Annotated in this window: 24 protein-coding genes and 1 riboswitch; of the genes, 10 read left to right on the top strand and 14 right to left on the bottom strand. The window is 37.6% G+C overall.

The window, feature by feature from the left end; translation table 11 throughout:
- Nucleotides 1-108: 108 nt before the first annotated feature.
- The 4 genes from AC4QJR_RS20595 (at nt 109) to AC4QJR_RS20580 (ending at nt 3,030) form a co-directional block, all read left to right on the top strand.
- Complete coding sequence (locus AC4QJR_RS20595) at nt 109-315, top strand: YqgQ family protein (RefSeq protein ID WP_098571123.1); 207 nt, start codon at nt 109-111, stop codon at nt 313-315.
- Between the two features lie 14 nt (nt 316-329).
- Nucleotides 330-1,301, top strand: a complete 972-nt coding sequence (locus AC4QJR_RS20590) for an ROK family glucokinase (protein ID WP_496524027.1) — start codon at nt 330-332, stop codon at nt 1,299-1,301.
- Nucleotides 1,302-1,475: 174 nt separating this feature from the next.
- On the top strand, nt 1,476-2,621 hold the full coding sequence (locus tag AC4QJR_RS20585) for a YqgU-like beta propeller domain-containing protein (RefSeq protein ID WP_496524026.1): 1,146 nt from the start codon (nt 1,476-1,478) through the stop codon (nt 2,619-2,621).
- A 91-nt stretch (nt 2,622-2,712) separates the two neighbouring features.
- A complete protein-coding gene (locus AC4QJR_RS20580; protein WP_098571126.1) occupies nt 2,713-3,030 on the top strand; it encodes an MTH1187 family thiamine-binding protein in 318 nt (105 codons plus the stop codon).
- Nucleotides 3,031-3,125: 95 nt separating this feature from the next.
- Here the strand turns inward: AC4QJR_RS20580 and AC4QJR_RS20575 are convergent, their stop codons facing one another.
- Nucleotides 3,126-3,302, bottom strand: coding sequence for a DUF2759 domain-containing protein (locus AC4QJR_RS20575; RefSeq protein WP_098571127.1), 177 nt, complete (start codon nt 3,300-3,302; stop codon nt 3,126-3,128).
- 214 nt (nt 3,303-3,516) lie between these two features.
- On the opposite strand from AC4QJR_RS20575, the gene AC4QJR_RS20570 reads away from it, so the two are divergent.
- Complete coding sequence (locus tag AC4QJR_RS20570) at nt 3,517-4,152, top strand: MBL fold metallo-hydrolase (protein ID WP_496524025.1); 636 nt, start codon at nt 3,517-3,519, stop codon at nt 4,150-4,152.
- Between the two features lie 163 nt (nt 4,153-4,315).
- Complete coding sequence (locus AC4QJR_RS20565; RefSeq protein WP_496524024.1) at nt 4,316-5,407, top strand: class I SAM-dependent methyltransferase; 1,092 nt, start codon at nt 4,316-4,318, stop codon at nt 5,405-5,407.
- A gap of 44 nt (nt 5,408-5,451) precedes the next feature.
- Here the strand turns inward: AC4QJR_RS20565 and AC4QJR_RS20560 are convergent, their stop codons facing one another.
- From AC4QJR_RS20560 to AC4QJR_RS20505, 12 genes are all read right to left on the bottom strand, one after another.
- On the bottom strand, nt 5,452-5,694 hold the full coding sequence (locus AC4QJR_RS20560) for a DUF2626 domain-containing protein (protein WP_088088969.1): 243 nt from the start codon (nt 5,692-5,694) through the stop codon (nt 5,452-5,454).
- A gap of 83 nt (nt 5,695-5,777) precedes the next feature.
- A complete protein-coding gene (locus AC4QJR_RS20555) occupies nt 5,778-6,476 on the bottom strand; it encodes a helix-turn-helix transcriptional regulator (RefSeq protein WP_098571130.1) in 699 nt (232 codons plus the stop codon).
- Nucleotides 6,477-6,693: 217 nt separating this feature from the next.
- Nucleotides 6,694-6,879 (bottom strand): YqzE family protein, encoded by a 186-nt coding sequence (locus AC4QJR_RS20550; RefSeq protein WP_026563593.1) that lies wholly within the window; start codon nt 6,877-6,879, stop codon nt 6,694-6,696.
- A gap of 49 nt (nt 6,880-6,928) precedes the next feature.
- Nucleotides 6,929-7,315, bottom strand: a complete 387-nt coding sequence (comGG, locus tag AC4QJR_RS20545; protein ID WP_251457266.1) for a competence type IV pilus minor pilin ComGG — start codon at nt 7,313-7,315, stop codon at nt 6,929-6,931.
- Nucleotides 7,312-7,788 (bottom strand): competence type IV pilus minor pilin ComGF, encoded by a 477-nt coding sequence (gene comGF / locus AC4QJR_RS20540; RefSeq protein WP_496524023.1) that lies wholly within the window; start codon nt 7,786-7,788, stop codon nt 7,312-7,314. The genes comGG and comGF overlap by 4 nt, the downstream gene beginning before the upstream one ends.
- Nucleotides 7,736-8,074, bottom strand: a complete 339-nt coding sequence (locus AC4QJR_RS20535) for a hypothetical protein (protein ID WP_251457262.1) — start codon at nt 8,072-8,074, stop codon at nt 7,736-7,738. The genes comGF and AC4QJR_RS20535 overlap by 53 nt, the downstream gene beginning before the upstream one ends.
- The gene (comGD, locus tag AC4QJR_RS20530; RefSeq protein ID WP_251457259.1) at nt 8,058-8,498 is read right to left on the bottom strand and encodes a competence type IV pilus minor pilin ComGD; all 441 of its coding nucleotides are present in this window, start codon (nt 8,496-8,498) and stop codon (nt 8,058-8,060) included. The genes AC4QJR_RS20535 and comGD overlap by 17 nt, the downstream gene beginning before the upstream one ends.
- Before the next feature lie 6 nt (nt 8,499-8,504).
- A complete protein-coding gene (gene comGC, locus AC4QJR_RS20525) occupies nt 8,505-8,816 on the bottom strand; it encodes a competence type IV pilus major pilin ComGC (protein WP_251457255.1) in 312 nt (103 codons plus the stop codon).
- A gap of 21 nt (nt 8,817-8,837) precedes the next feature.
- Nucleotides 8,838-9,875 (bottom strand): competence type IV pilus assembly protein ComGB, encoded by a 1,038-nt coding sequence (comGB, locus tag AC4QJR_RS20520; RefSeq protein ID WP_496524022.1) that lies wholly within the window; start codon nt 9,873-9,875, stop codon nt 8,838-8,840.
- On the bottom strand, nt 9,856-10,938 hold the full coding sequence (gene comGA, locus AC4QJR_RS20515; RefSeq protein ID WP_496524021.1) for a competence type IV pilus ATPase ComGA: 1,083 nt from the start codon (nt 10,936-10,938) through the stop codon (nt 9,856-9,858). Before comGA ends, comGB begins: the two co-directional genes overlap by 20 nt.
- Before the next feature lie 157 nt (nt 10,939-11,095).
- On the bottom strand, nt 11,096-11,887 hold the full coding sequence (locus AC4QJR_RS20510; protein ID WP_496524020.1) for a YqhG family protein: 792 nt from the start codon (nt 11,885-11,887) through the stop codon (nt 11,096-11,098).
- Nucleotides 11,865-13,553: a DEAD/DEAH box helicase gene (locus tag AC4QJR_RS20505; RefSeq protein WP_375375639.1), complete on the bottom strand. Its 1,689-nt coding sequence runs from the start codon at nt 13,551-13,553 to the stop codon at nt 11,865-11,867. Before AC4QJR_RS20505 ends, AC4QJR_RS20510 begins: the two co-directional genes overlap by 23 nt.
- A gap of 175 nt (nt 13,554-13,728) precedes the next feature.
- Nucleotides 13,729-13,816: riboswitch (glycine riboswitch) on the top strand.
- Nucleotides 13,817-13,988: 172 nt separating this feature from the next.
- Between AC4QJR_RS20505 and gcvT the strand changes: the two genes are divergently transcribed.
- Genes gcvT through gcvPB form a run of 3 tightly spaced genes read left to right on the top strand, consistent with a single transcriptional unit; the run spans nt 13,989 to nt 17,913 of the window.
- The gene (gcvT, locus tag AC4QJR_RS20500) at nt 13,989-15,095 is read left to right on the top strand and encodes a glycine cleavage system aminomethyltransferase GcvT (protein ID WP_375375640.1); all 1,107 of its coding nucleotides are present in this window, start codon (nt 13,989-13,991) and stop codon (nt 15,093-15,095) included.
- 18 nt (nt 15,096-15,113) lie between these two features.
- A complete protein-coding gene (gcvPA, locus tag AC4QJR_RS20495; protein WP_496524019.1) occupies nt 15,114-16,460 on the top strand; it encodes an aminomethyl-transferring glycine dehydrogenase subunit GcvPA in 1,347 nt (448 codons plus the stop codon).
- A complete protein-coding gene (gcvPB, locus tag AC4QJR_RS20490; protein ID WP_251457244.1) occupies nt 16,453-17,913 on the top strand; it encodes an aminomethyl-transferring glycine dehydrogenase subunit GcvPB in 1,461 nt (486 codons plus the stop codon). The genes gcvPA and gcvPB overlap by 8 nt, the downstream gene beginning before the upstream one ends.
- Before the next feature lie 285 nt (nt 17,914-18,198).
- Here gcvPB and AC4QJR_RS20485 read toward each other — a convergent pair whose 3' ends face one another.
- The gene (locus AC4QJR_RS20485; RefSeq protein WP_098571143.1) at nt 18,199-18,582 is read right to left on the bottom strand and encodes a rhodanese-like domain-containing protein; all 384 of its coding nucleotides are present in this window, start codon (nt 18,580-18,582) and stop codon (nt 18,199-18,201) included.
- Between the two features lie 192 nt (nt 18,583-18,774).
- On the opposite strand from AC4QJR_RS20485, the gene AC4QJR_RS20480 reads away from it, so the two are divergent.
- On the top strand, nt 18,775-19,611 hold the full coding sequence (locus tag AC4QJR_RS20480) for a lipoate--protein ligase family protein (RefSeq protein ID WP_251457238.1): 837 nt from the start codon (nt 18,775-18,777) through the stop codon (nt 19,609-19,611).
- Nucleotides 19,612-19,735: the final 124 nt, after the last annotated feature.

Here is a 19,735-nt window from a genome sequence, read left to right as displayed (position 1 = left end):
AAGTTTCTCTAAAACTAAGATTATATTTTCTTGAGGATAGATGCCGGGGTGGGTTATACTTTTTCTTGGATAATATTTTTTCTCCATTACATAACTAGGAGATATAGGATGAAAACAATTTATGATATTCAACAATTTTTAAAGAGATTTGGAACGATAATTTATATTGGTGATCGGGTTGCTGACCTTGAATTAATGGAAATGGAATTAAAGGAACTGTATCAGTCACAACTAATAGAACCAAGAGAATTCCAAACTGCATTATTAATTTTGAGGCATGAAATACAATTTCAAAAAGAAAAAAGTCAAAAATAAGATGGGTGATTTTATTGTCGAAACAATGGATTGTCGGTGTTGACCTTGGTGGTACAACGACTAAACTAGCTTTTATAACAATGGATGGAGAGATTGTTCGTAAATGGGAAATACCAACAGATAATACGAATGAAGGAAAAAACATAACCCATAATATTGCAAGAGCAATTGATGAAAAATTAACAGAACTTGGTCAAACAAAAGATTGTTTAATAGGAATTGGGATGGGAGCACCCGGTCCAGTTAACTATGAAAAGGGCATACTTTTAAATGTTGTAAACTTAGGCTGGCCTAATAACTATCCTTTAAAGAACAGTCTCGAGACCGCAACATCACTCCCAGCTGCAATTGAAAATGATGCAAATTGTGCAGCGTTGGGTGAAATGTGGATGGGAGCGGGCAATGGAGCAAAGGATCTTGTTTGCGTAACCCTTGGAACAGGTGTCGGCGGGGGTGTTATTGCTGGTGGAAAAGTTGTTCAAGGTATTAATGGTGCAGCTGGTGAAATCGGTCATATTACTGCCATTCCTTCTAATGGTGCACAGTGTAACTGCGGGAAATCGGGATGTCTAGAAACAGTTGCTTCTGCAACAGGAATAGTACGCCTTGCCCGATTGGAACTTGCTAAGGGAACACAAAGTGAATTAACTGCAATAATGGCTGAGAATCACACGATTACAGCTAAAGACGTCTTTGATGCAGCACGAAATAACGATCAGTTGGCTCAGACCGTTTTGAATGAGGTTTCCTTTCACTTAGGTTTTGCATTGGCTAGTATTGCTAATACACTAAATCCAGAGAAAATCGTTCTTAGCGGCGGTGTTTCTAAAGCAGGCGATATTTTATTAAATTCAGTCATAAGTAATTTTGAGAAGTTTGCTTTTTCAGCAGTTCGTGACTCAACAAAACTAGCATTGGCTACACTCGGAAATGATGCAGGTGTGCTTGGTGCTGCTTGGCTTATTAAAAATCAATTGAATCAATAAACAGACTATAAAGGAAAATCCGCAGATATGTGGCTTTTCCTTTATTACTTTCCGTAATACTTGTAATAGATGATTATGGCTTTTTTCCTATTTTGAAAAATTTGTTATAATATTGAAACAATATAGTTTAAAAAACGTACTTATTTATGAGAGAGAATAAGAGAGGAGGAAGTATTGAATACTTTGAAAAGGAATAATAGTAAATATCCAATGTTTCTGATCCTCTATTTATTTATATCCGTCCTCATCTTAGGTGCATGCGCTCAAAACGAGCAAGTAAAACAAAAAGTTCCTTCTAAACATGGAAAAACTAATTCTCCTGTTACCACTGCTTCAGGAGATAAGTGGAAATTACCAATTTCGATCCCTGAAGGTGAATTTTCCAAACTCGCCGGCTGGCTTTCTGAGAAACAAATCCTCTATATTACGAATCTAGAACAAACTTCAAGTATATACCGCTACGAACTCTTTACAGGTAAAAGTGAATTAATTTATAAAAGTGAATATCCCATTATCAATGTACAAATTAGTCCATCCCGAAAAAGTATTCTTATCCATGCTTCGAAAACAAATGCTGAAGGATTAGTTACAATAATTGATACGAAGGGAAACGTAATCTTTAAAAAGGATTTTCCATCCTATGAATTAGCATTTGAATGGAATCCATATAATGAATCTCGGGTCTTAGTAACAAAATTTGCTGAGGATTGGAGTTTTCAAGTGTTATTACTGGATTTGGAACAATCAACCACAACCGAACTTGATGTGCCTCAGCCTTTTATGAAGTGGATAGCTTCGAATCAGATAGCTTGGATTAGTTGGAATGTGGATCAGCCATCGTTATTTGCACCGCTTAATAGTAGAAATTTAGATACTGGAATGGAGAAGAAGTTGTTTTCTTCAGTTATTCATTTTTCTGCATTTCCTGACTTAACCATGACAATCACCTTAAATGAACAAAACCAATCCATGTCCAGTTATTCATTTTATGATAAAGACCTGCGTAAACTATCTACTTTTTCAATGCCGCAATTAACAAAGTATTCAGATTGGTTAGTTCCTTTTTATGACTATAATAAAGAAAAAGGACAATTTACAACCTTAAGACCCCTATCAAGCGGAGAATCGGATGCTTATTCAGAGGGTTTCCAGCTTCTAAATTATAATATTAAAAATGGCCGCAGCGAGCTAATAATGGAAGGATTAGAAAATGAGCCATTGATACTGTCACCTACAGGTGGGGCACTTTTGTATGGGAATCGGTTTGAAAAAATTATTGATCTTAATCATAAGAAAATATATGAATTGATAAAAGAATGACACTAGGATACACAGTGTCATTTTTTTATTTTATCTTCTGTTATGATAAAATCACGTTGAATCAAAAATTAAAAGAGGCAGGTATTCAGTCATGGCTATTGTAGATGTAACTGTTATTCCAATTGGAACAGAAACTCCTAGTGTAAGTAAATATGTAGCAAGTGTTCAAAAGGTTTTGAGAAAATATCAAGACGAAGGGAAAATACGTTTTCAATTAACACCCATGAATACCATTATCGAAGGTGAGCTTCCCATCCTATTTGAAGTTATCCAAGAAATGCACGAGGTACCCTTCTCTGAAGGAATCCATCGGGTCGCTACGACGATTCGTATTGATGACAGAAGAGATGTCAAGCGAAGCATGGAATATAAAGTAGACCGGGTTACTAGCCTTTTAAATGAGGACTAAATTAAGGAGATTACAAAAAAAGTAATATGTGCGTCGAGGACAATTTCACTCCATGTAAAATAAAAAGACTGCCGGTTGGCAGTCTTTTAAAATTCTTAGTGAGTTCCTGTTGGAAATCCAGAATTAATGATGGTCATTACTGTAAACCAGCCAAAAACCACAAATGAAGCTACACCCCAAAATGCAGCTAAGAAATTTTTTTTCTTAAGTGCTGAAAGTCCACCGAAAGCAGCAAGAATGGTTACAAGAGCAAAAATTATTACTAAACCCATGGAAACCCCCCCTTTTATTATGATAAGCAGGCATACATCAAACAAATTTAAGAAAATTATGTACCTATATTATTTACATTCGTTTCTTATTTTATATTTTTTTCTTTCGTTTGTCGAGAGCAAAAAAGAACTCGGGTGAATTTGTATTCTTTCTCTCTGCTTAAAACTTAGTGTAAAATAATGATATCGCAAATTCAATTGGAGGTACGAAAGTATGAAATGGCAGCAAATTCCATTGGGGGCACTTCAAACTAACTGTTACATCGTAGAAAATTCTGACCGAGCATGTTTAATTTTTGATCCCGGCGGTGAAGGGAAGAAGCTCATTCAGTTGTTGAATAATAGAAAACTGAAACCTCTTGCTATTATTCTAACTCATGCACATTTTGATCATATCGGAGGTGTAGATGAAGTAAGGGACTTTTATAAAATTCCAGTATATCTTCATAAAAAGGAAGAAAACTGGCTTGGTGATCCTGCGCGAAATGGTTCACAATTTTTTATGATTCAGGATTCAATAAGAGTCAATCCCGCTGATCAGATTATTAATAATGAAGGTGTTATGAAAATTGGCGAATTTGAATTTAGCATTTTTCATACTCCTGGTCATTCACCAGGAAGTATCTCTTGTTATTTTAAAGAGCAAGGGTTTGTTATCTCTGGAGATGCCCTTTTTCAAGGCAGTATTGGCCGTACAGACCTAATGGAAGGGAACGCATCACAGTTATTAAAAAGTATCCACGATAAACTGCTTGTATTACCTGAGGATACGTATGTATTATCTGGTCATGGACCTGTGACAACCATTGGTGCAGAAATGGATAGTAATCCATTTTTGAATGGATTTTAGCAATTAGGGGAGACGATATAGAAAAACCCTTCTCCGAAATGAGAAGGGTTTTTCTGGGGGATATTCTATTCTAATATGGGAGGGGATAAAGTTTAAGCTACTATCCTTACAATATTATAAAGTTTTCACTGTGTCAATAGTGTTTATTTGAAAAGGAGTATATATGGACACATTTTTTAGAACATTAATTTCAACTTCTCCCAATGAGTTAATTTCCTATGAAAAATACATTGGCTCAGCATTGTATCATCCTGAATTTGGCTATTATATGAAGGATAAACAAAAAATTGGGCGGCAAGGTGATTTCATAACAACAAGTAATATTTCTGATATATATGGAAGAATGATGGCGACTTGGTTTTCTCACATATGTACCAATTCACAACTTGACCCTGTATTTTGTGAAATAGGTGCTGGAAATGGACGATTTGCCAAAGCGTTTTTACAGGAATGGAAAGAAAGGATTCAAACGCCTTTAACATATATTATTGTTGAAAGCAGCCCTTTTCATCGAAAACTGCAACGGGAATTGTTAATGGATGATTTTCCCATTGTCCAAGTGGAGAACATCAACGAAGTTATCGCATTTGAAGGAATGATTTTTTCAAACGAACTCTTTGATGCATTACCAGTTCATGTCATTGAAAAAGAAAATCAGGAACTGCATGAAGTTATGATAGGGATTCGAAATAATGAACTGTATGAACAAAAGGTACCTTTAACCAATACTGATATCAAATTGTTTTTAAAGGAAAGCCAGATTGAATTAAAGGAAAAGCAGCGGTTGGAGGTCCCGTTAGCCATGGTGGAGATGATAAAGGGAATCTCCCGTGCATTGATAAAAGGGATTGTAGTAACAGCTGATTATGGTTATACAAATGAAGAGTGGATGGACCCTAGAAGGGTAAAGGGGAGTTTGAGAGGTTATTATCAGCATCAGATGATTGATGATATCTTGCAAAACCCTGGTGAAATGGACATTACCACTCATATCCATTTTGATTACCTAATTCAAAAAGGGGAACAGGAAAACTTAGAACTTGTTTCAAAGCTAAGACAGGATGAGTTTTTATTACAGGCAGGTATTCTGAAAGAATTAGCAAACCATTACAATCCCAATCCCTTTTCAGAGGTAAGCAAACGGAATCGAGCGATTCGCAGTTTGATTATGCCTTCAGGAATTAGTTCCTATTTTCATGTGGTTATCCAGCAAAAAGAGCTAAAATTAAAATGGAGAGATTTCTTCAGCGAATAAAGAAAAAACGCCGGAATTTTCCGGCGTTTTTTTCTAATGGTTACTTAATGTCCTGCACCAGGCACCATCATGAACGTTGTCCAATAAGTGAAGCCTGCGAAGAAAACTGTTAAATAAGCTCCGAATACCCACAAATACATGCGCTCGGATAGTTTTAGATAGCTAAGCAGAACGAAAAAACCTGTTTGGGCTAAGAATAACATTGCCGTCTTATCCATATCACCAAGATAAAACATTACTGTAAAAATGCCCGTCCAGAAACCACAAACTCTGAACATGCGATCCATATGTATCCCTCCTTTTACCCTTCGATCCCATCATTACAATATTATAAAGTAAAAGGAGGTACAATGTAAATAATGGTTTCGATTTAGTTTGTTACAAGCGCTTGATAAGAACAAGTTTCACAACCAGAAATAATATTATCTTTTTCAATTAACTCAACTGATTCAAAAAGTGCTCCAAACATTCCTTTTAAGAATTCATGGTGCATACTGCAAACTGTTTCCGAATGATCTTCTGCCACTTCTTTGAAAGGGCAATTGAAAATTTGGAAATAGATTTTTGTTTTATCGCCATTTGCTTCAAATTCAGGATAAAAACCAGCAAGCGTTGCCGCACTTTTTAATATTGTTAGCTTTTGGTCAAATTCTAATTCCTCTCCAAACGCCCTTTTTGCCTTTTCTTGTTCAATCAGCTCTGCACCGAAACGCTTTCCAGTATGGAAAAGTGCTTTTTTACCAATCTCTCCAAGTGAAATCATGGTTTGGAATGCGACTTTAGATAAGAGCATGTAGTCACGAAATGGGAAATGCAACTGTATTACATCATCTGAGAGACGATACAATCTACTCGGTCTGCCGCCTTTACCAGTTTTCTTAGTTTCAGACACTAACATGTTCACATCTTCAAGTTTTGATAAATGTAATCGTGCAACATTTGGGTGAATATTAAAGTTTTCTGCCACTTCTTGTACTGTTACTTCTTGATGACGTTTGGTAATGTATTGATAAATATAGTACCGCGTTGGATCTGATAAAACGTTTGTTATCTTTAATGTTTGTTCCATCATTGTTCACCTCGGACCCCCATAATTTATTCCATTATAATACAGCCCTTCTAACATGGGAATGAGGTTAACAATGTTAACACAGTATGTTTAGAAAATGTTCACAATTTGCGACTTTATATTGTAACAATGTGTTAAAAGAAAGCAATTTTAGGTTATAAAATCATTTGTCAACAGTAAAATTATCATTTTTTGAAAAATAAGGCATTTAGAGAAGCTACATTCTTCGCCTTTTTTTAACTTCAAAATAGAGGATGTAAGGAAGTATACCGAACCAACGATACCAGAAAGAAGCTTTTGTTTCTTTTCGTTCGGTACGAAGACGCTTCCTTTCATCCTTTGGTTGATCTGCATATTTTACAATCGTTTGAGTCATGAATTTTACATAATCATTGGTTTTCATGGACATACACCTGCCTTTAAATTTCATGAACAAGTATGCCCATATTTAGTTATTTCAATTCAAGCCATTTGGATAATCGTTTGGTCCGCGTATCAAAATATCCCCTTCCGTTAACTGTTATACCATCAGTATTGAGGTGCAATGTAAAATTGACCTTTTGAATATACCCTATGGGTGTTTCAGTTTGGTAATCTATGTTTCCCTTTACATACGGCAGCGTCCCTTTGGCAGGCAGTATGCCAGTCTTTTGATAAATCGATTCAATCTTTTTTACTGATGAGAGGAAATAATACTCCTCGAGCATGATGGTATTCGTTTCGTGAGCAATTTTTCTTTCAGATAAAAATACTTCAATTCGGCTCGAAAGAAATAATAAAAAAATGATTAGAAGGCACAAGGTTAGTGGGTAAGTGAAGCCACTCTCATTATTTTTCATGGGACATTCAGCCAATTTCCCATGGAGAAAGCAGTAACTGAATTTTTTCTTCCCCTTAGGTCAGTTACATCGATTTTGACGGCATTATTTAAGAGCGTGAACGAATGCTGTGAAACATTTTGGAGGAGTATTTCATGACCAGTTGAATTGACACGGCGCCTAAGGTTCGTTCCGTATTTTTCATACTGAATGGTTTCCGCATCTTTTGTTAGAATTAAGCGATTCGAGATCACCTCTGCACGACTGGAAAGCCGAATCTCCTTTTTAATTTGGCTCGAAAAAACATCCCACTCCATTGCTTGTAAAGAAGCCTCCGTATCCTTATGATTAAGAATTATTTGGAATAATGGTGTCATAAAAAAAATAATTGTTGTGAAAATAGAAAAAGAAATAAGCACTTCAATGAGTGTAAAGGCATCGTCATTCAAGCAGCCCGCAAACTTCAACTTCAGGAAGGAACGAATTTTTTTCAACTCTCACACACACCTCCTTTTGTCCAGCCATCTCACTGTCCTTCCATATGATTTGAAATTCAATTCCATTTTGAATAGAAGTGGAATTTGATGTTCCCTGATTACTGACTAAATTCGCTTGTAATTCTTCGTACATCAACTGTCTAGACATATTTTCTAATTCCAATTGCCGGGATTGTTCTCTTAGTTCGGTCAATAATGGCAGTAAAAACGAACTAATTATAAACAATGCTGATAAGGACAGTAGAAGCTCAAGCAGAAAATAGCCTTTAGAACTCCTTAACATAAAACCGTCCCTTTCCGATTAACAGGGTCATTTGATAGGTTTTATTTTTGGTTTGGATGAGAAAGGTACCAAACTGGTTCACATTTCCATCGTTTAGGAATTTGAAATATAAGGGTATGGAAGCTTCAGCAAGATAAATATTTCTTGAATAATTTCGTACGAGGATTGGCGGCATGTCGGTCCTCAAAAACATGTAATACTTAAACTGCGTTGGAAGAATAACAACGGATACTTCATGTTGATGAGAGATAGCATATTGTTGTGAATAATATAGGTCTGCTTTTAATTGGGTTAAAAAGGCCTCATCCTCCAGGACTGAGTGCTGCGGTTTTAAGGAGAAAACTGTAATTGAGGAGATAATCATGAAGATGGAGAGAACTAACAGGGACTCAATTAAAGTGAAGCCGTTTTGATCGTTTTTCATTGGGGATTAGTTACTTTCAGTTGAAGTTACATTGCCATCAACGTCTATTGCAACTGTATTCCCATTCGGACAACCTTTTGAGTCTTCCTTTAAATATCCTTCTGATTTTAGTTCCGCAATTGTGGGGATTTTGTTTTTGTCCATTTCATATGCTTGAACTTGAGCCTGGACCATTTTCACGTAGGCCTCACATCCTTTATTGTTGATATTTGAATTATGTTTAGCAACGTTAGGAATTGTAATAATTAACAGTACTGAGATTACTAGCATAACAATCATCATTTCTATTAATGTAAAACCTTTTTCATTTTTTATCATTCTAACTAACCTCCAATTTTTTTAAATACCATCAAGCAGGTGAAACATGGGTAAAAGAATAGCTAAATACATTGACACGACAAGAAATCCAATAATGATGTAAAGAATAGGTTGAATAGTTGCTAAGCGTTTTTGAATCATTTCTTCCATGTTTGTGATACAGTGCTTGCTGAAAAATAGCAGTTCCTGCTCCAACTTTCCATTCTCTTGTCCATGTTTTACAATCATCGGAAATTCTTTTTCGAAGTATGACATCGTTGCCAAAATTGACTCTAATCTTTCTCCGGTAATTAGCTTACATTTAATTGCAGCAGCTAAGTGACTGTAAAAAGGATGTCTGAGATTCTGTTCAAAAAGTAGTAGTGCTTCAGAAACCGATAATCCACCGGAAAGTAAGAAGCTTAGTTGAATGGAAAAGTAGTGAGTGAATAGTAATTTGAGGATCCTGCCAACAATTGGGATGCGAACTAGATGTGCCCTTTGTTTTAGGACGGTGAGCTTTCGAAATATCAGCAAATAATACATTGCTCCCAATGATAGAGTAAAAAGCAAGATGCCGATCACGATTGGAAAATAACGATCGAAAGCGTAAACGACATTCATAAAAAAATTTGCTTCTAGACCAAGGGACGAAAAAAGACTTGTGAACCTTGGGAGTAATGTATTTTCGACGAAAATAAATAGAAATCCTGTAATGACAATGAGCAAAGCAGGATACTGAAGCAGTTTTAGAAGCTTGTGTAAATCTTTATCTTTAAGTAATGCAAGTTCACTTCCCTCCAGCAGAGCATCCGCAAAGCAGCCATGTTGTTCGGCAAAATAGACATAACCGACTAAATCTTTTTGGAAGCCAAGATTATTTAGTGCAACATGAAATGGTAGACCTTTTTTCAATTCTTCTAAACAATCATTAAGTTCCTCCTTTCGTTTTGAGGGTAATTGTAATGCTATGGATTCAATTGCAAGTGCAATTGGATATCCCCTTGCCAAAAGTTCACCAGTTCTTCTTAAGAAATTTGCTTGTTCATTCACTGTCCATTTATGACGATTCATCATCATACACCAATCGCTCGTATTCAGATTCTTGAATATAACCAAGGGCAATACCTTTGTTTATTACATCTTTTAAGGTGCGGTAACGCGTATTTATTTTATCACCTTGGGCTGCCTTCATTACCCCGTGTAAATTTCTTCCTGATAATAGTTCAAACACACTTGCGCGTTTCCATCTGTTATAGGAATAGCAAATAGGTGTGCAATCCCCCTCGCAAAAAGGGCACGAGAGTTCCACCAATCTTTGTGCAGTAATGGCAATCAGTGTCTGTTCAACTTCTAACCAATTCACACCAAACTCTCGCAGGCGATAAACTGCCCCCTTTGCGTCGCGAGTATGCATTGTGGAGAGGACAAGATGGCCTGTTAAGGCAGCTCTTACTGCGATTTTTGCCGTCTCAGCATCGCGAATTTCACCGACCATAATAATGTCTGGGTCATGACGCAGAATTGCCTTTAGACCAGTCGCATATGTTACGCCTGCTTTTTCATTGACCTGTATTTGCAGGACGGAGTCATAGTTTTTTTCGATGGGATCCTCGAGCGTGATGACATTGCGGTGAAATAGGTGGGCTGTTTCATTTAAAAGGGAATAAAGTGTAGTTGTTTTGCCGCTGCCAGTTGGCCCGGTGAAAATGATAAGTCCATGAGCATGTTTGAGAAGGGCAAGTAGTTTTCGTGTCATTGACGGGAATAGTGAGAGTTGGTGAAAAGGGATTTGTTCTTGCTGTGGGAGCAGCCGGATGACAAGGCTCTCTCTGTTATTAGAAGGAAGCGTGGATAGTCTTAAACCCATTAATTGTCCGCCAACTTCACAAAAAAATGCTCCGCTTTGTGGCCGTCTTCTTTCACCGATATCCATATTGGCTGTGAATTTAAAATGTGAAATTAATCTGTCGCATTCGTCTTTAGGAAGGGATAGTCGGGGAATGAGTTTGTTGGTTAATCGTAGTTGAATGAGTGTGTCATTCTTCCTTGGAATAATGTGAATATCTGTTGCCTGATTCCTTGCCGCATCGGCAATAATTCGATTTGCTAAGATTTCTATCGCGCTAACAATAGGTACCACCGCCTTTAATATTTTTCATTTGATAATATTCGACAGCGTTCCTGCTTATCCTTCTTTATTTTCAAAAAATATTTTTATTTTTTCAGCAAAATATTTTAAGGGTGTCAGGCACCATGTGAAATTTTCACATGGTGCCTGACACCCTCATTTTGTGCCTTTATATGGCTTTGTCGGTTAGATAGAAGAGGCCTCCGTTGATGAAGGATATGGATATTTTTGGTTCGTATTGCTCTTTTAGGGCTAGTTTTTCCGTTTCGAAGTTTTCATTTTCTTCTTCGACATCTTCATAAAAATGGTTTAAGAGTCGTAAATCCTGCTCCCAGCGTTTTCTTGCGTCTTCAGCCCAGGAGTGGTCATCTTTCTCAATCACGGAAGTTAGATACGCTTCTATCCTTGACATCCCACTCTGCGGCCTCACTAATGGTGATAAGGTAAAGGAATAATCCGGAATTTTTGGTGTTAACGGTATTTGCAGAAGCCTGTCATGGAAATCTTCGACCATTGTTCCGTTTATGAGTTGTAAACCGATGGACTTAAAAATATCACGCTTACGATCACATTGATATGAGATTTTAACATTCATACATAGCCATGGCAGCAAGGGGGTCTGCCTGTTCTGATGGCAATGATTTTCGTAAAGCCGCATATAGCTGGCTAGTTTCTTAGTTGAAGCAAAAATTTGATGTAGACGAGGAGAACCAAAATGAATGATTTCCCCTTTTATATTTTCAGGAGCTGCATCTTGATTCGTGATAAAGGTTAGCCTCATCGGATTTGGAATCCCGCCTGTTTTTTCTAAATAATGCCAGTAAAAAGGGCGGTTCATTAATTCCTTGTCAAGTTCCACTGTTAACTGAACCATTAAATATCCAGGGCCATTCTCTACAATTTCACAATCATTAGCCTGAAAATAGGTCAATAGAAAGTTATGAATTTCCTGCTGCTGCATGGGAATCTCCTTTCTTCATCGATTCTGCAAATTCAATCATTGATGATAAGTTTTCCATTTTTATGCGCATTTCCCCTTCAGTAGAGGATTGTCCGAATATATCTATTAAGTGGTCTTCAATATTGCCAAATTCCAACTTTGTTAAAATATCGTCCAGTTCGCCGATTACTTTTTCGAATAAATGGATTTTTTCATAAAGAAGCTTTAAGATATGCTCCTCGACCGTGTTTTTTATTGCAAAGTTATAAATCATGACATCTTTTTCCTGCCCAAGACGATGAATACGACCAATCCGCTGTTCTAGCCGCATTGGATTCCATGGCAAATCGAAATTAATTATATGGTTGCAAAATTGAAGATTAATTCCTTCGCCGCCCGCTTCTGTCGCAATTAGAACTTGTGCATGCTTTTGAAATAATTCTCTCATCCAGTCCTTTTTCCCGCGCTTAAACCCGCCGCGAAAAGGGACAGATGTTATTCCATGCTGTTTTAAATACCATTGTAAGTACATTTGAGTGGCTCGATATTCTGTGAAAATAATCACTTTATCATTTACCTTTTGAATTAACTCTAATGCTTTTTCCGCTTTGGAATTTTTCTGAACAGCTTCGACCTTTTTCATTAAATATTGAATTTGTTCTTCGAAAGCTGGAGTTGGATTTTCCTTTTTTTGCAGCATATTCTTTAATGTATAAAAAACGGCCTCTCTGCTGCTGCATGCCTCACGCTGCAACGTCATGACTGAGAATGAACTAGTTTGTACCCAATTCCCTTCACTTTTTAAGTTTGTAATTGACTCGTAAAGATCTTTCTCCTCAGGGGTACATTCAATTGGAATCGTCTCAACATGCCGTTTTGTCCATTCGATTCCTGTATCTGCCCGCCTATTCCGAATCATGACCTTGTTTACTAATTCTTTTAAATGTTCATCATCATTTAAGGATCGTGCATCACGCTTGTATTTTTCATAGAATGCCGTTTCGCTCCCTAAATGTCCTGGTTTTAATAACGAAACCAGATTGAAAATTTCCTCGACTCGGTTCTGAATCGGTGTTGCCGTCAACAATAAACAAAATTTCTTTTTCAGATTTTGAACAAATTCGTAGTTTTTTGTTTTGTTATTTTTTAGTTTATGTGCTTCATCAATGATGATGAGATCATAGTCTTGTTGGTAGATAATGTCGCGATGTGGATTACGTTTTGCTGTATCAATCGAGGATACGACGACATCGCACTGTTCCCACACATAGCTTTTTCTTTGTGATATAGCAGGAATGAAAAATTTGCTATTTAGCTCGGTCGACCACTGTGTAACTAAAGAAGCAGGGACAAGGATTAATACCTTTTTCACCAATCCGCGTATCATATATTCTTTTAGAATTAATCCAGCTTCAATTGTTTTTCCGAGCCCAACTTCATCAGCAAGGATAGCTTTTCCGTTCATATTTTCAATTACTTGTTTCGCTGTTTCGAGCTGGTGTGGAAGCGGGGTTAAATTAGATAAATGACTTGGTGCCAATAAACCGTTGAAATCAGGAACAACGAGATGTTTTTCTACTCCAATTGCTAGTTTAAAAAGCTCCCAATTCCCCCATGGACCATCGTTATCGATTCTATGTAAAAAATCATCCTTCCAAGAGGAATCAAATTCAATTTCGATCGACATGGTGTCAACTCCTTTTTTACAATTTCCAGCTTTATTCTTTCAAATAAAATTATTGCCCAATGTATTATTTTAATGGTAGGATGATTATAGTCTTGAATGTTTTAAATATTTTAATAAAGTAATTTATTTTATAAGTATAATTAGTATGACCAATTTGGATAATATTATAATGCGAATGATAACAAGGGGAGAGACTACCTTTGTAGCGCCGAAGGAGCAAGCAGAAATGTGAATCTCTCAGGCAAAAGAACTCTTGTTTGACGCAGCTCTGGAGAGTGCTGATTAGACATTTACAGCCACCAAAGGGGAAAGCCTTTAAAGGTAAACTTTCAGGTGCAAGGACAGAGACCTTCCTAATTTTACATGGGAGGTTTCTGTCCTTTTTTATGGTTATCCTAAGAATAGTATGTGCCAAAGATTGAAGGGGGATTAAGAATGTCTGAATTAAAACGAACTCCGCTTTTTGATGTGTATAAGGAATGGGGAGGAAAAACCATTGATTTCGGTGGTTGGGAGCTGCCAGTTCAATTTTCCAGCATTAAAGAAGAGCATGAAGCTGTTCGCACACGTGCAGGATTATTTGATGTTTCCCATATGGGTGAAGTGGAAGTAAAAGGCAAGAATAGCTTGGATTTTTTACAAAAAATGATGACAAATGACATTTCAAAAATTAAAAATGGCGGTGCCCAGTACACGGCCATGTGTTATGAAAATGGCGGTACTGTCGATGACCTTCTTGTATATAAAATTGAGGACAATCATTACCTGTTAGTTGTTAATGCATCAAATATTGAAAAAGATTATAAGTGGCTTGAAGACCATGTAACTGGAGATGTTACTTTAGAAAACTTATCAGAAAAAACAGCGCAGCTTGCCCTTCAAGGACCACTTGCAGAAAAAGTACTGCAAAAGCTCGCTGGGAATACGGATTTGAGTGGGATTGGTTTTTTCAAATTCCAGCAAGAAGTAATACTTAATGGGAAAAAATCCTTAGTATCAAGAACAGGATATACCGGTGAAGATGGTTTTGAAGTATATTGTGATGCAGAGGATGCAGTTGATCTTTGGAAAGATATTTTAGCAGCAGGTAAGGAAGACGGAGTAATTCCTGTTGGATTAGGTGCCCGCGATACACTGCGTTTTGAAGCAGTATTAGCACTTTATGGCCAAGAACTTTCTGCAGAAATTTCACCACTAGAAGCAGGGATTGGCTTTGCCGTGAAATTATCCAAGGAAGTTGATTTTATTGGGAAAGAAGCATTAATCCAACAAAAGGAAAAGGGCTTACCAAGAAAATTGGTAGGAATTGAAATGATTGATCGTGGGATTCCACGTCATGGATACCCAGTATATAGTGGGGATCAGTTAATTGGTGAGGTTACAACAGGCACTCAATCACCAACTTTAAAGAAAAATATTGGTCTTGCTCTAATTAATTCGGAATTTACAGGGCTTGAATCCGTTGTTGAAGTGGAGATTCGCGGTAAACGCTTAAAGGCTACTGTCGTTCCAACACCTTTTTATAAAAGAGAAAAGAAATAACAGAAGGGAGTTAGTTTTATGAAACATCGCTATTTACCTATGACTGAACAAGATAAGAATGCTATGCTCGAGGCAATTGGTGTTTCCTCTATTGATGAACTGTTTAGCGATATCCCTGAAAAAGTAAAATTTAAGGGTGAATACAATATCAAAGCAGCTAAGTCTGAAACAGCCTTAATGAAAGAACTGTTTAATATGGCTAGCAGGAACGCTGACCTAAAAAGAAATGTTTCTTTTATTGGTGCAGGTGTATATGACCATTACATGCCTGTTATTGTCGACCATGTTATTTCTAGATCAGAATTTTATACAGCTTATACACCATATCAACCAGAAATATCTCAAGGTGAACTTCAAGCAATCTTTGAATTTCAAACGATGATTTGTGAATTAACTGGCATGGATGTGGCCAATTCCTCTATGTATGATGGCGGAACAGCACTTGCTGAAGCAGCAATGCTTAGTGCGGGCCATACAAAAAGAAAAACAATTATAGTCTCTAGTGCCGTACATCCTGAAGCACGCGATGTTCTTAAAACATATGCAAAGGGTCAGTACCTCAATGTGGTCGAAGTACCTGTGAAAGATGGAGTTACGGATCTAGAAGCATTAAAAGGGCTCGTAAATGAGGATGTTGCAGCTGTTATTGTCCAATATCCAAACTTCCTTGGACGAATCGAGCCTTTAAAAGAGCTGGAAGAAATTATCCACGCAAATAAGTCCATGTTTGTAGTTTCAAGCAATCCATTATCCCTTGGGGTGTTAACACCTCCAGGTAAATTTGGTGCTGACATTGTTATTGGTGATGCCCAGCCATTTGGAATTCCAACCGCTTTTGGCGGCCCTCATTGCGGCTATTTCGCAGTTACTACTAAGTTGATGAGAAAAGTTCCTGGACGTCTTGTTGGACAGACGACAGATGACCAAGGCCGTCGTGGGTTTGTTTTAACCTTGCAAGCTCGTGAACAGCATATCCGTCGTGATAAGGCGACATCAAATATTTGTTCCAACCAAGCTTTAAATGCCCTTGCAGCATCTGTGGCAATGACAGCTTTAGGTAAAAAGGGTGTACGTGAGATGGCGGCTGCCAACTTACAAAAGGCTCATTATGCAAAAAATGCATTTAAGGAAGCTGGCTTTGAAGTGGTATATGATGGTCATTCATTCAACGAATTCGTTGTAAAATTAAATAAACCTGTCAAAGAAATTAATCAACAGCTTTTACAAAAAGCAATTATTGGCGGCTATGATTTGGGTCGTGATTATCCAGATCTTGTTAACCATATGCTGATTGCTGTAACAGAACAACGCTCTAAGGAAGAAATTGATACTCTAGTGAAAGAATTGGGGGATTTCCATGCATAATCAAGACCAGGCACTCATTTTTGAACTTAGCACACCAGGCCGCATCGGTTATAGTCTGCCAGAAATGGATGTACCAGAGCTAGATCTCAATGGACTTCTTCCTGATGGTTATATTCGTACGGAAGAGCCAGAACTTCCTGAGGTTTCAGAACTTGATATTATGCGCCACTACACGGCACTATCAAAAAGAAATCATGGTGTTGATTCAGGATTTTATCCACTCGGCTCTTGTACAATGAAATATAATCCAAAAATTAATGAAAATGTAGCACGCTTTAACGGCTTTGCACATGTCCATCCGCTGCAAGATGAAAGTTCTGTACAAGGTGCACTTGAACTTTTATATGATTTGCAGGAGCATTTAATTGAAATTACCGGGATGGATGAAGTGACTCTGCAGCCAGCAGCTGGAGCACATGGGGAATGGACCGGTTTAATGATGATCCGTGCTTACCATGAAGCCAACGGTGATATGAAACGTACAAAAGTTATTGTTCCTGATTCCGCACACGGGACAAATCCAGCATCAGCAACAATTGCAGGTTTAGAAACCATTACCGTTAAATCCAATGAACATGGTCTAGTTGACCTTGAAGATTTAAGAAGAGTGGTTGGTGAAGATACTGCAGCACTAATGTTAACCAATCCGAATACGCTTGGTTTATTTGAAGAAAACATTCTTGAATTAGCTGAAATTGTTCATGAAGCAGGTGGAAAGCTTTATTATGATGGAGCTAACTTAAATGCGGTTCTTTCAAAAGCACGTCCGGGAGATATGGGGTTTGATGTGGTTCACTTAAACCTTCATAAAACGTTTACAGGCCCACACGGTGGCGGCGGTCCTGGTTCTGGCCCAGTCGGTGTCAAAGCAGATTTGATTCCGTTCCTGCCTAAACCAATTATCACAAAACAAGGCGATGAGTTTGTTCTTGATTATGATCGCCCACTGTCAATTGGTCGTGTGAAGCCATATTACGGAAACTTTGGCATTAATGTTCGTGCGTACACATATATTCGCTCGATGGGTCCGGATGGATTAAAAGCAGTAACAGAGTATGCTGTACTAAACGCGAACTACATGATGAGAAGGCTTGCTGAATATTACGATCTACCATTTGATCGTCATTGTAAGCATGAATTTGTCCTTAGCGGAAGACGTCAGAAGAAATTAGGTGTCCGCACATTAGATATTGCGAAACGACTGCTCGATTTTGGCTATCATCCGCCAACCATTTACTTCCCGTTGAATGTAGAAGAATGTATCATGATTGAACCGACAGAAACCGAATCAAAAGAGACATTAGATTCATTCATCGATATTATGATCCAAATTGCTAAAGAAGCTGAGGAAAATCCAGAAATCGTTCAAGAAGCCCCACATACAACTGTGGTCGGCCGTATGGATGAAACAAAAGCTGCTCGTAAGCCAGTCTTAAAATATCAAAAAGCTTAAATATTAGAAAGGTCAGATTCGAAAATGGAATCTGACCTTCTCTATTTTTTATATAAAGGCTGTGTTAAACTTGTCTGTTGATTTCCGTTCCAGGCGCTTCGCTTTCCGCGGGCGTTGCGGGGAGCCTCCTCGGCGCTTTCAGCACCTGTGGGGTCTCCCCAGCCCCGTACTCCCGCAGGAGTCTTCGCGCCCTCCACTCCAATCATCAGAGTGCCAAAATCAACATTAACCTTTAACACAGCCAAAATAAAAAAGGCCCCGAAATACGGAACCTTGTTTATCTCATTATTTCTTCGTTTTAACTTTACCAGACCATTTTTTAAACCCGCCTTGTAGTTGGGTTAGATCCCGGTAACCTTTTCGGTGTAAGAATTGTGCTGCACGGGCGCTGCGCATCCCACTTTGGCAGTATAAATATACCGGCATATCAGGTCGAATTTCTTTCATGCGCATTTTCATTTGTGACATGGGGATATTACGTGATCCTAAAATATGGCCGCCTTCGAATTCGTTTGCTTCACGAACATCTATTAGTTGTGCCTTTCTGTATCCCGCACGGAATTCTTCTTCTGTTACCGTTTTAACAATCCTTTTCTGATAGAAATAGGTGAAAACGGAATAGATGATAACTGCTGCAATGATAATTAATAAGGGATAAAGTGAACTCAATTTCTTTTTGCTCCTTTCAAGCTTTCCTGCACTAGTTTATTATATAAGCCAATCTCATAAAGATAAAGATGAATGCTAAAAAATCTTTTCAAAACTTCCTAAATTAATTATAGCAGAAACATCTTATTTTGAATCTATATCAGATTTTGGTAGACTTAAACTCGTAATAATATAAAAAATGAGGTCATTATAATGAAAAAAGAAGTTTGGCGTTTTATTGATACTGGAAATAGTTCACCATCTTTTAATATGGCTTTAGATGAGGCGCTGCTCGATTGGCATAGTGAGGGGAAAATTCCTCCAGTGATTCGATTCTATGGCTGGAATCCAGCAACCCTGTCAGTAGGATATTTTCAAAAAGTGGAAAAGGAAATTGATATGGAGGCGGTTAAGGCTCATCAATTAGGTTTTGTCAGGAGACCTACAGGCGGCCGTGGAGTACTTCATGAACACGAGCTTACGTACAGTGTAATCGTTTCTGAAGACCATCCAGAAATGCCAAATTCAGTGACAGAAGCCTATCGTGTGATATCTGAAGGTATTTTAAAAGGATTTCACCATTTAGGACTTGAGGCATACTTTGCTGTCCCAAAAACAGCGGAGGAAAGAGATGCATTAAAAAACCCTCGATCTGCTGTTTGCTTTGATGCCCCAAGTTGGTATGAGCTTGTGGTCGAAGGCAGAAAGGTAGCTGGCAGTGCACAAACAAGGCAAAAGGGAGTCATATTACAGCATGGATCCATATTGTTGGATTTAGATGAGGATAAATTATTTAGTTTATTTAAATATCCTAGTGAAAGGGTAAAGGAACGAATGAGGAAAGCCTTTAAGGATAAAGCGGTTGCTATCAACGCTATTAGTCCGAGGAGAATTTCTCTTGAGGAAGCAAAGGAAGCTTTTTATAAGGGCTTTGCGGAAGGTCTAAATGTTGAACTAGAGCCTTATCAATTAAATGAACAAGAGCTAGCCTACGTTAATAAGATTGCAAAAGAGCGCTATGAGAATGATGAATGGAATTATAAGAGATAATTGGAAGCGGCACACGTCGCTTCTTTGTTATTTAAGCAAAATAAGCAACCTGCGAATTTTGTTGAATTTTCCTGTTTTATGACGAAAATCTTATTATTGCTATTGATTACTATTAATTATATTA

Source organism: Neobacillus sp. BP17 (assembly GCF_059579525.1).
This window is presented reverse-complemented; position numbering and strand designations above follow the sequence as displayed.

Coding starts and splice junctions, on each gene's coding strand:
- comGC (WP_251457255.1), bottom strand. CDS start 8,816: ATGATAAAAAATGAAAAAGGTTTTACATTAATAGAAATGATGATTGTT.
- comGD (WP_251457259.1), bottom strand. CDS start 8,498: ATGAAAAACGATCAAAACGGCTTCACTTTAATTGAGTCCCTGTTAGTT.
- AC4QJR_RS20575 (WP_098571127.1), bottom strand. CDS start 3,302: ATGGGTTTAGTAATAATTTTTGCTCTTGTAACCATTCTTGCTGCTTTC.
- AC4QJR_RS20570 (WP_496524025.1), top strand. CDS start 3,517: ATGAAATGGCAGCAAATTCCATTGGGGGCACTTCAAACTAACTGTTAC.
- AC4QJR_RS20565 (WP_496524024.1), top strand. CDS start 4,316: ATGGACACATTTTTTAGAACATTAATTTCAACTTCTCCCAATGAGTTA.
- AC4QJR_RS20535 (WP_251457262.1), bottom strand. CDS start 8,074: ATGTTAAGGAGTTCTAAAGGCTATTTTCTGCTTGAGCTTCTACTGTCC.
- AC4QJR_RS20555 (WP_098571130.1), bottom strand. CDS start 6,476: ATGGAACAAACATTAAAGATAACAAACGTTTTATCAGATCCAACGCGG.
- gcvPA (WP_496524019.1), top strand. CDS start 15,114: ATGAAACATCGCTATTTACCTATGACTGAACAAGATAAGAATGCTATG.
- AC4QJR_RS20550 (WP_026563593.1), bottom strand. CDS start 6,879: ATGAAAACCAATGATTATGTAAAATTCATGACTCAAACGATTGTAAAA.
- gcvPB (WP_251457244.1), top strand. CDS start 16,453: ATGCATAATCAAGACCAGGCACTCATTTTTGAACTTAGCACACCAGGC.
- AC4QJR_RS20480 (WP_251457238.1), top strand. CDS start 18,775: ATGAAAAAAGAAGTTTGGCGTTTTATTGATACTGGAAATAGTTCACCA.
- AC4QJR_RS20595 (WP_098571123.1), top strand. CDS start 109: ATGAAAACAATTTATGATATTCAACAATTTTTAAAGAGATTTGGAACG.
- AC4QJR_RS20580 (WP_098571126.1), top strand. CDS start 2,713: ATGGCTATTGTAGATGTAACTGTTATTCCAATTGGAACAGAAACTCCT.
- AC4QJR_RS20505 (WP_375375639.1), bottom strand. CDS start 13,553: ATGTCGATCGAAATTGAATTTGATTCCTCTTGGAAGGATGATTTTTTA.
- gcvT (WP_375375640.1), top strand. CDS start 13,989: ATGTCTGAATTAAAACGAACTCCGCTTTTTGATGTGTATAAGGAATGG.
- AC4QJR_RS20510 (WP_496524020.1), bottom strand. CDS start 11,887: ATGCAGCAGCAGGAAATTCATAACTTTCTATTGACCTATTTTCAGGCT.
- comGB (WP_496524022.1), bottom strand. CDS start 9,875: ATGATGATGAATCGTCATAAATGGACAGTGAATGAACAAGCAAATTTC.
- AC4QJR_RS20560 (WP_088088969.1), bottom strand. CDS start 5,694: ATGGATCGCATGTTCAGAGTTTGTGGTTTCTGGACGGGCATTTTTACA.
- comGG (WP_251457266.1), bottom strand. CDS start 7,315: ATGAAAAATAATGAGAGTGGCTTCACTTACCCACTAACCTTGTGCCTT.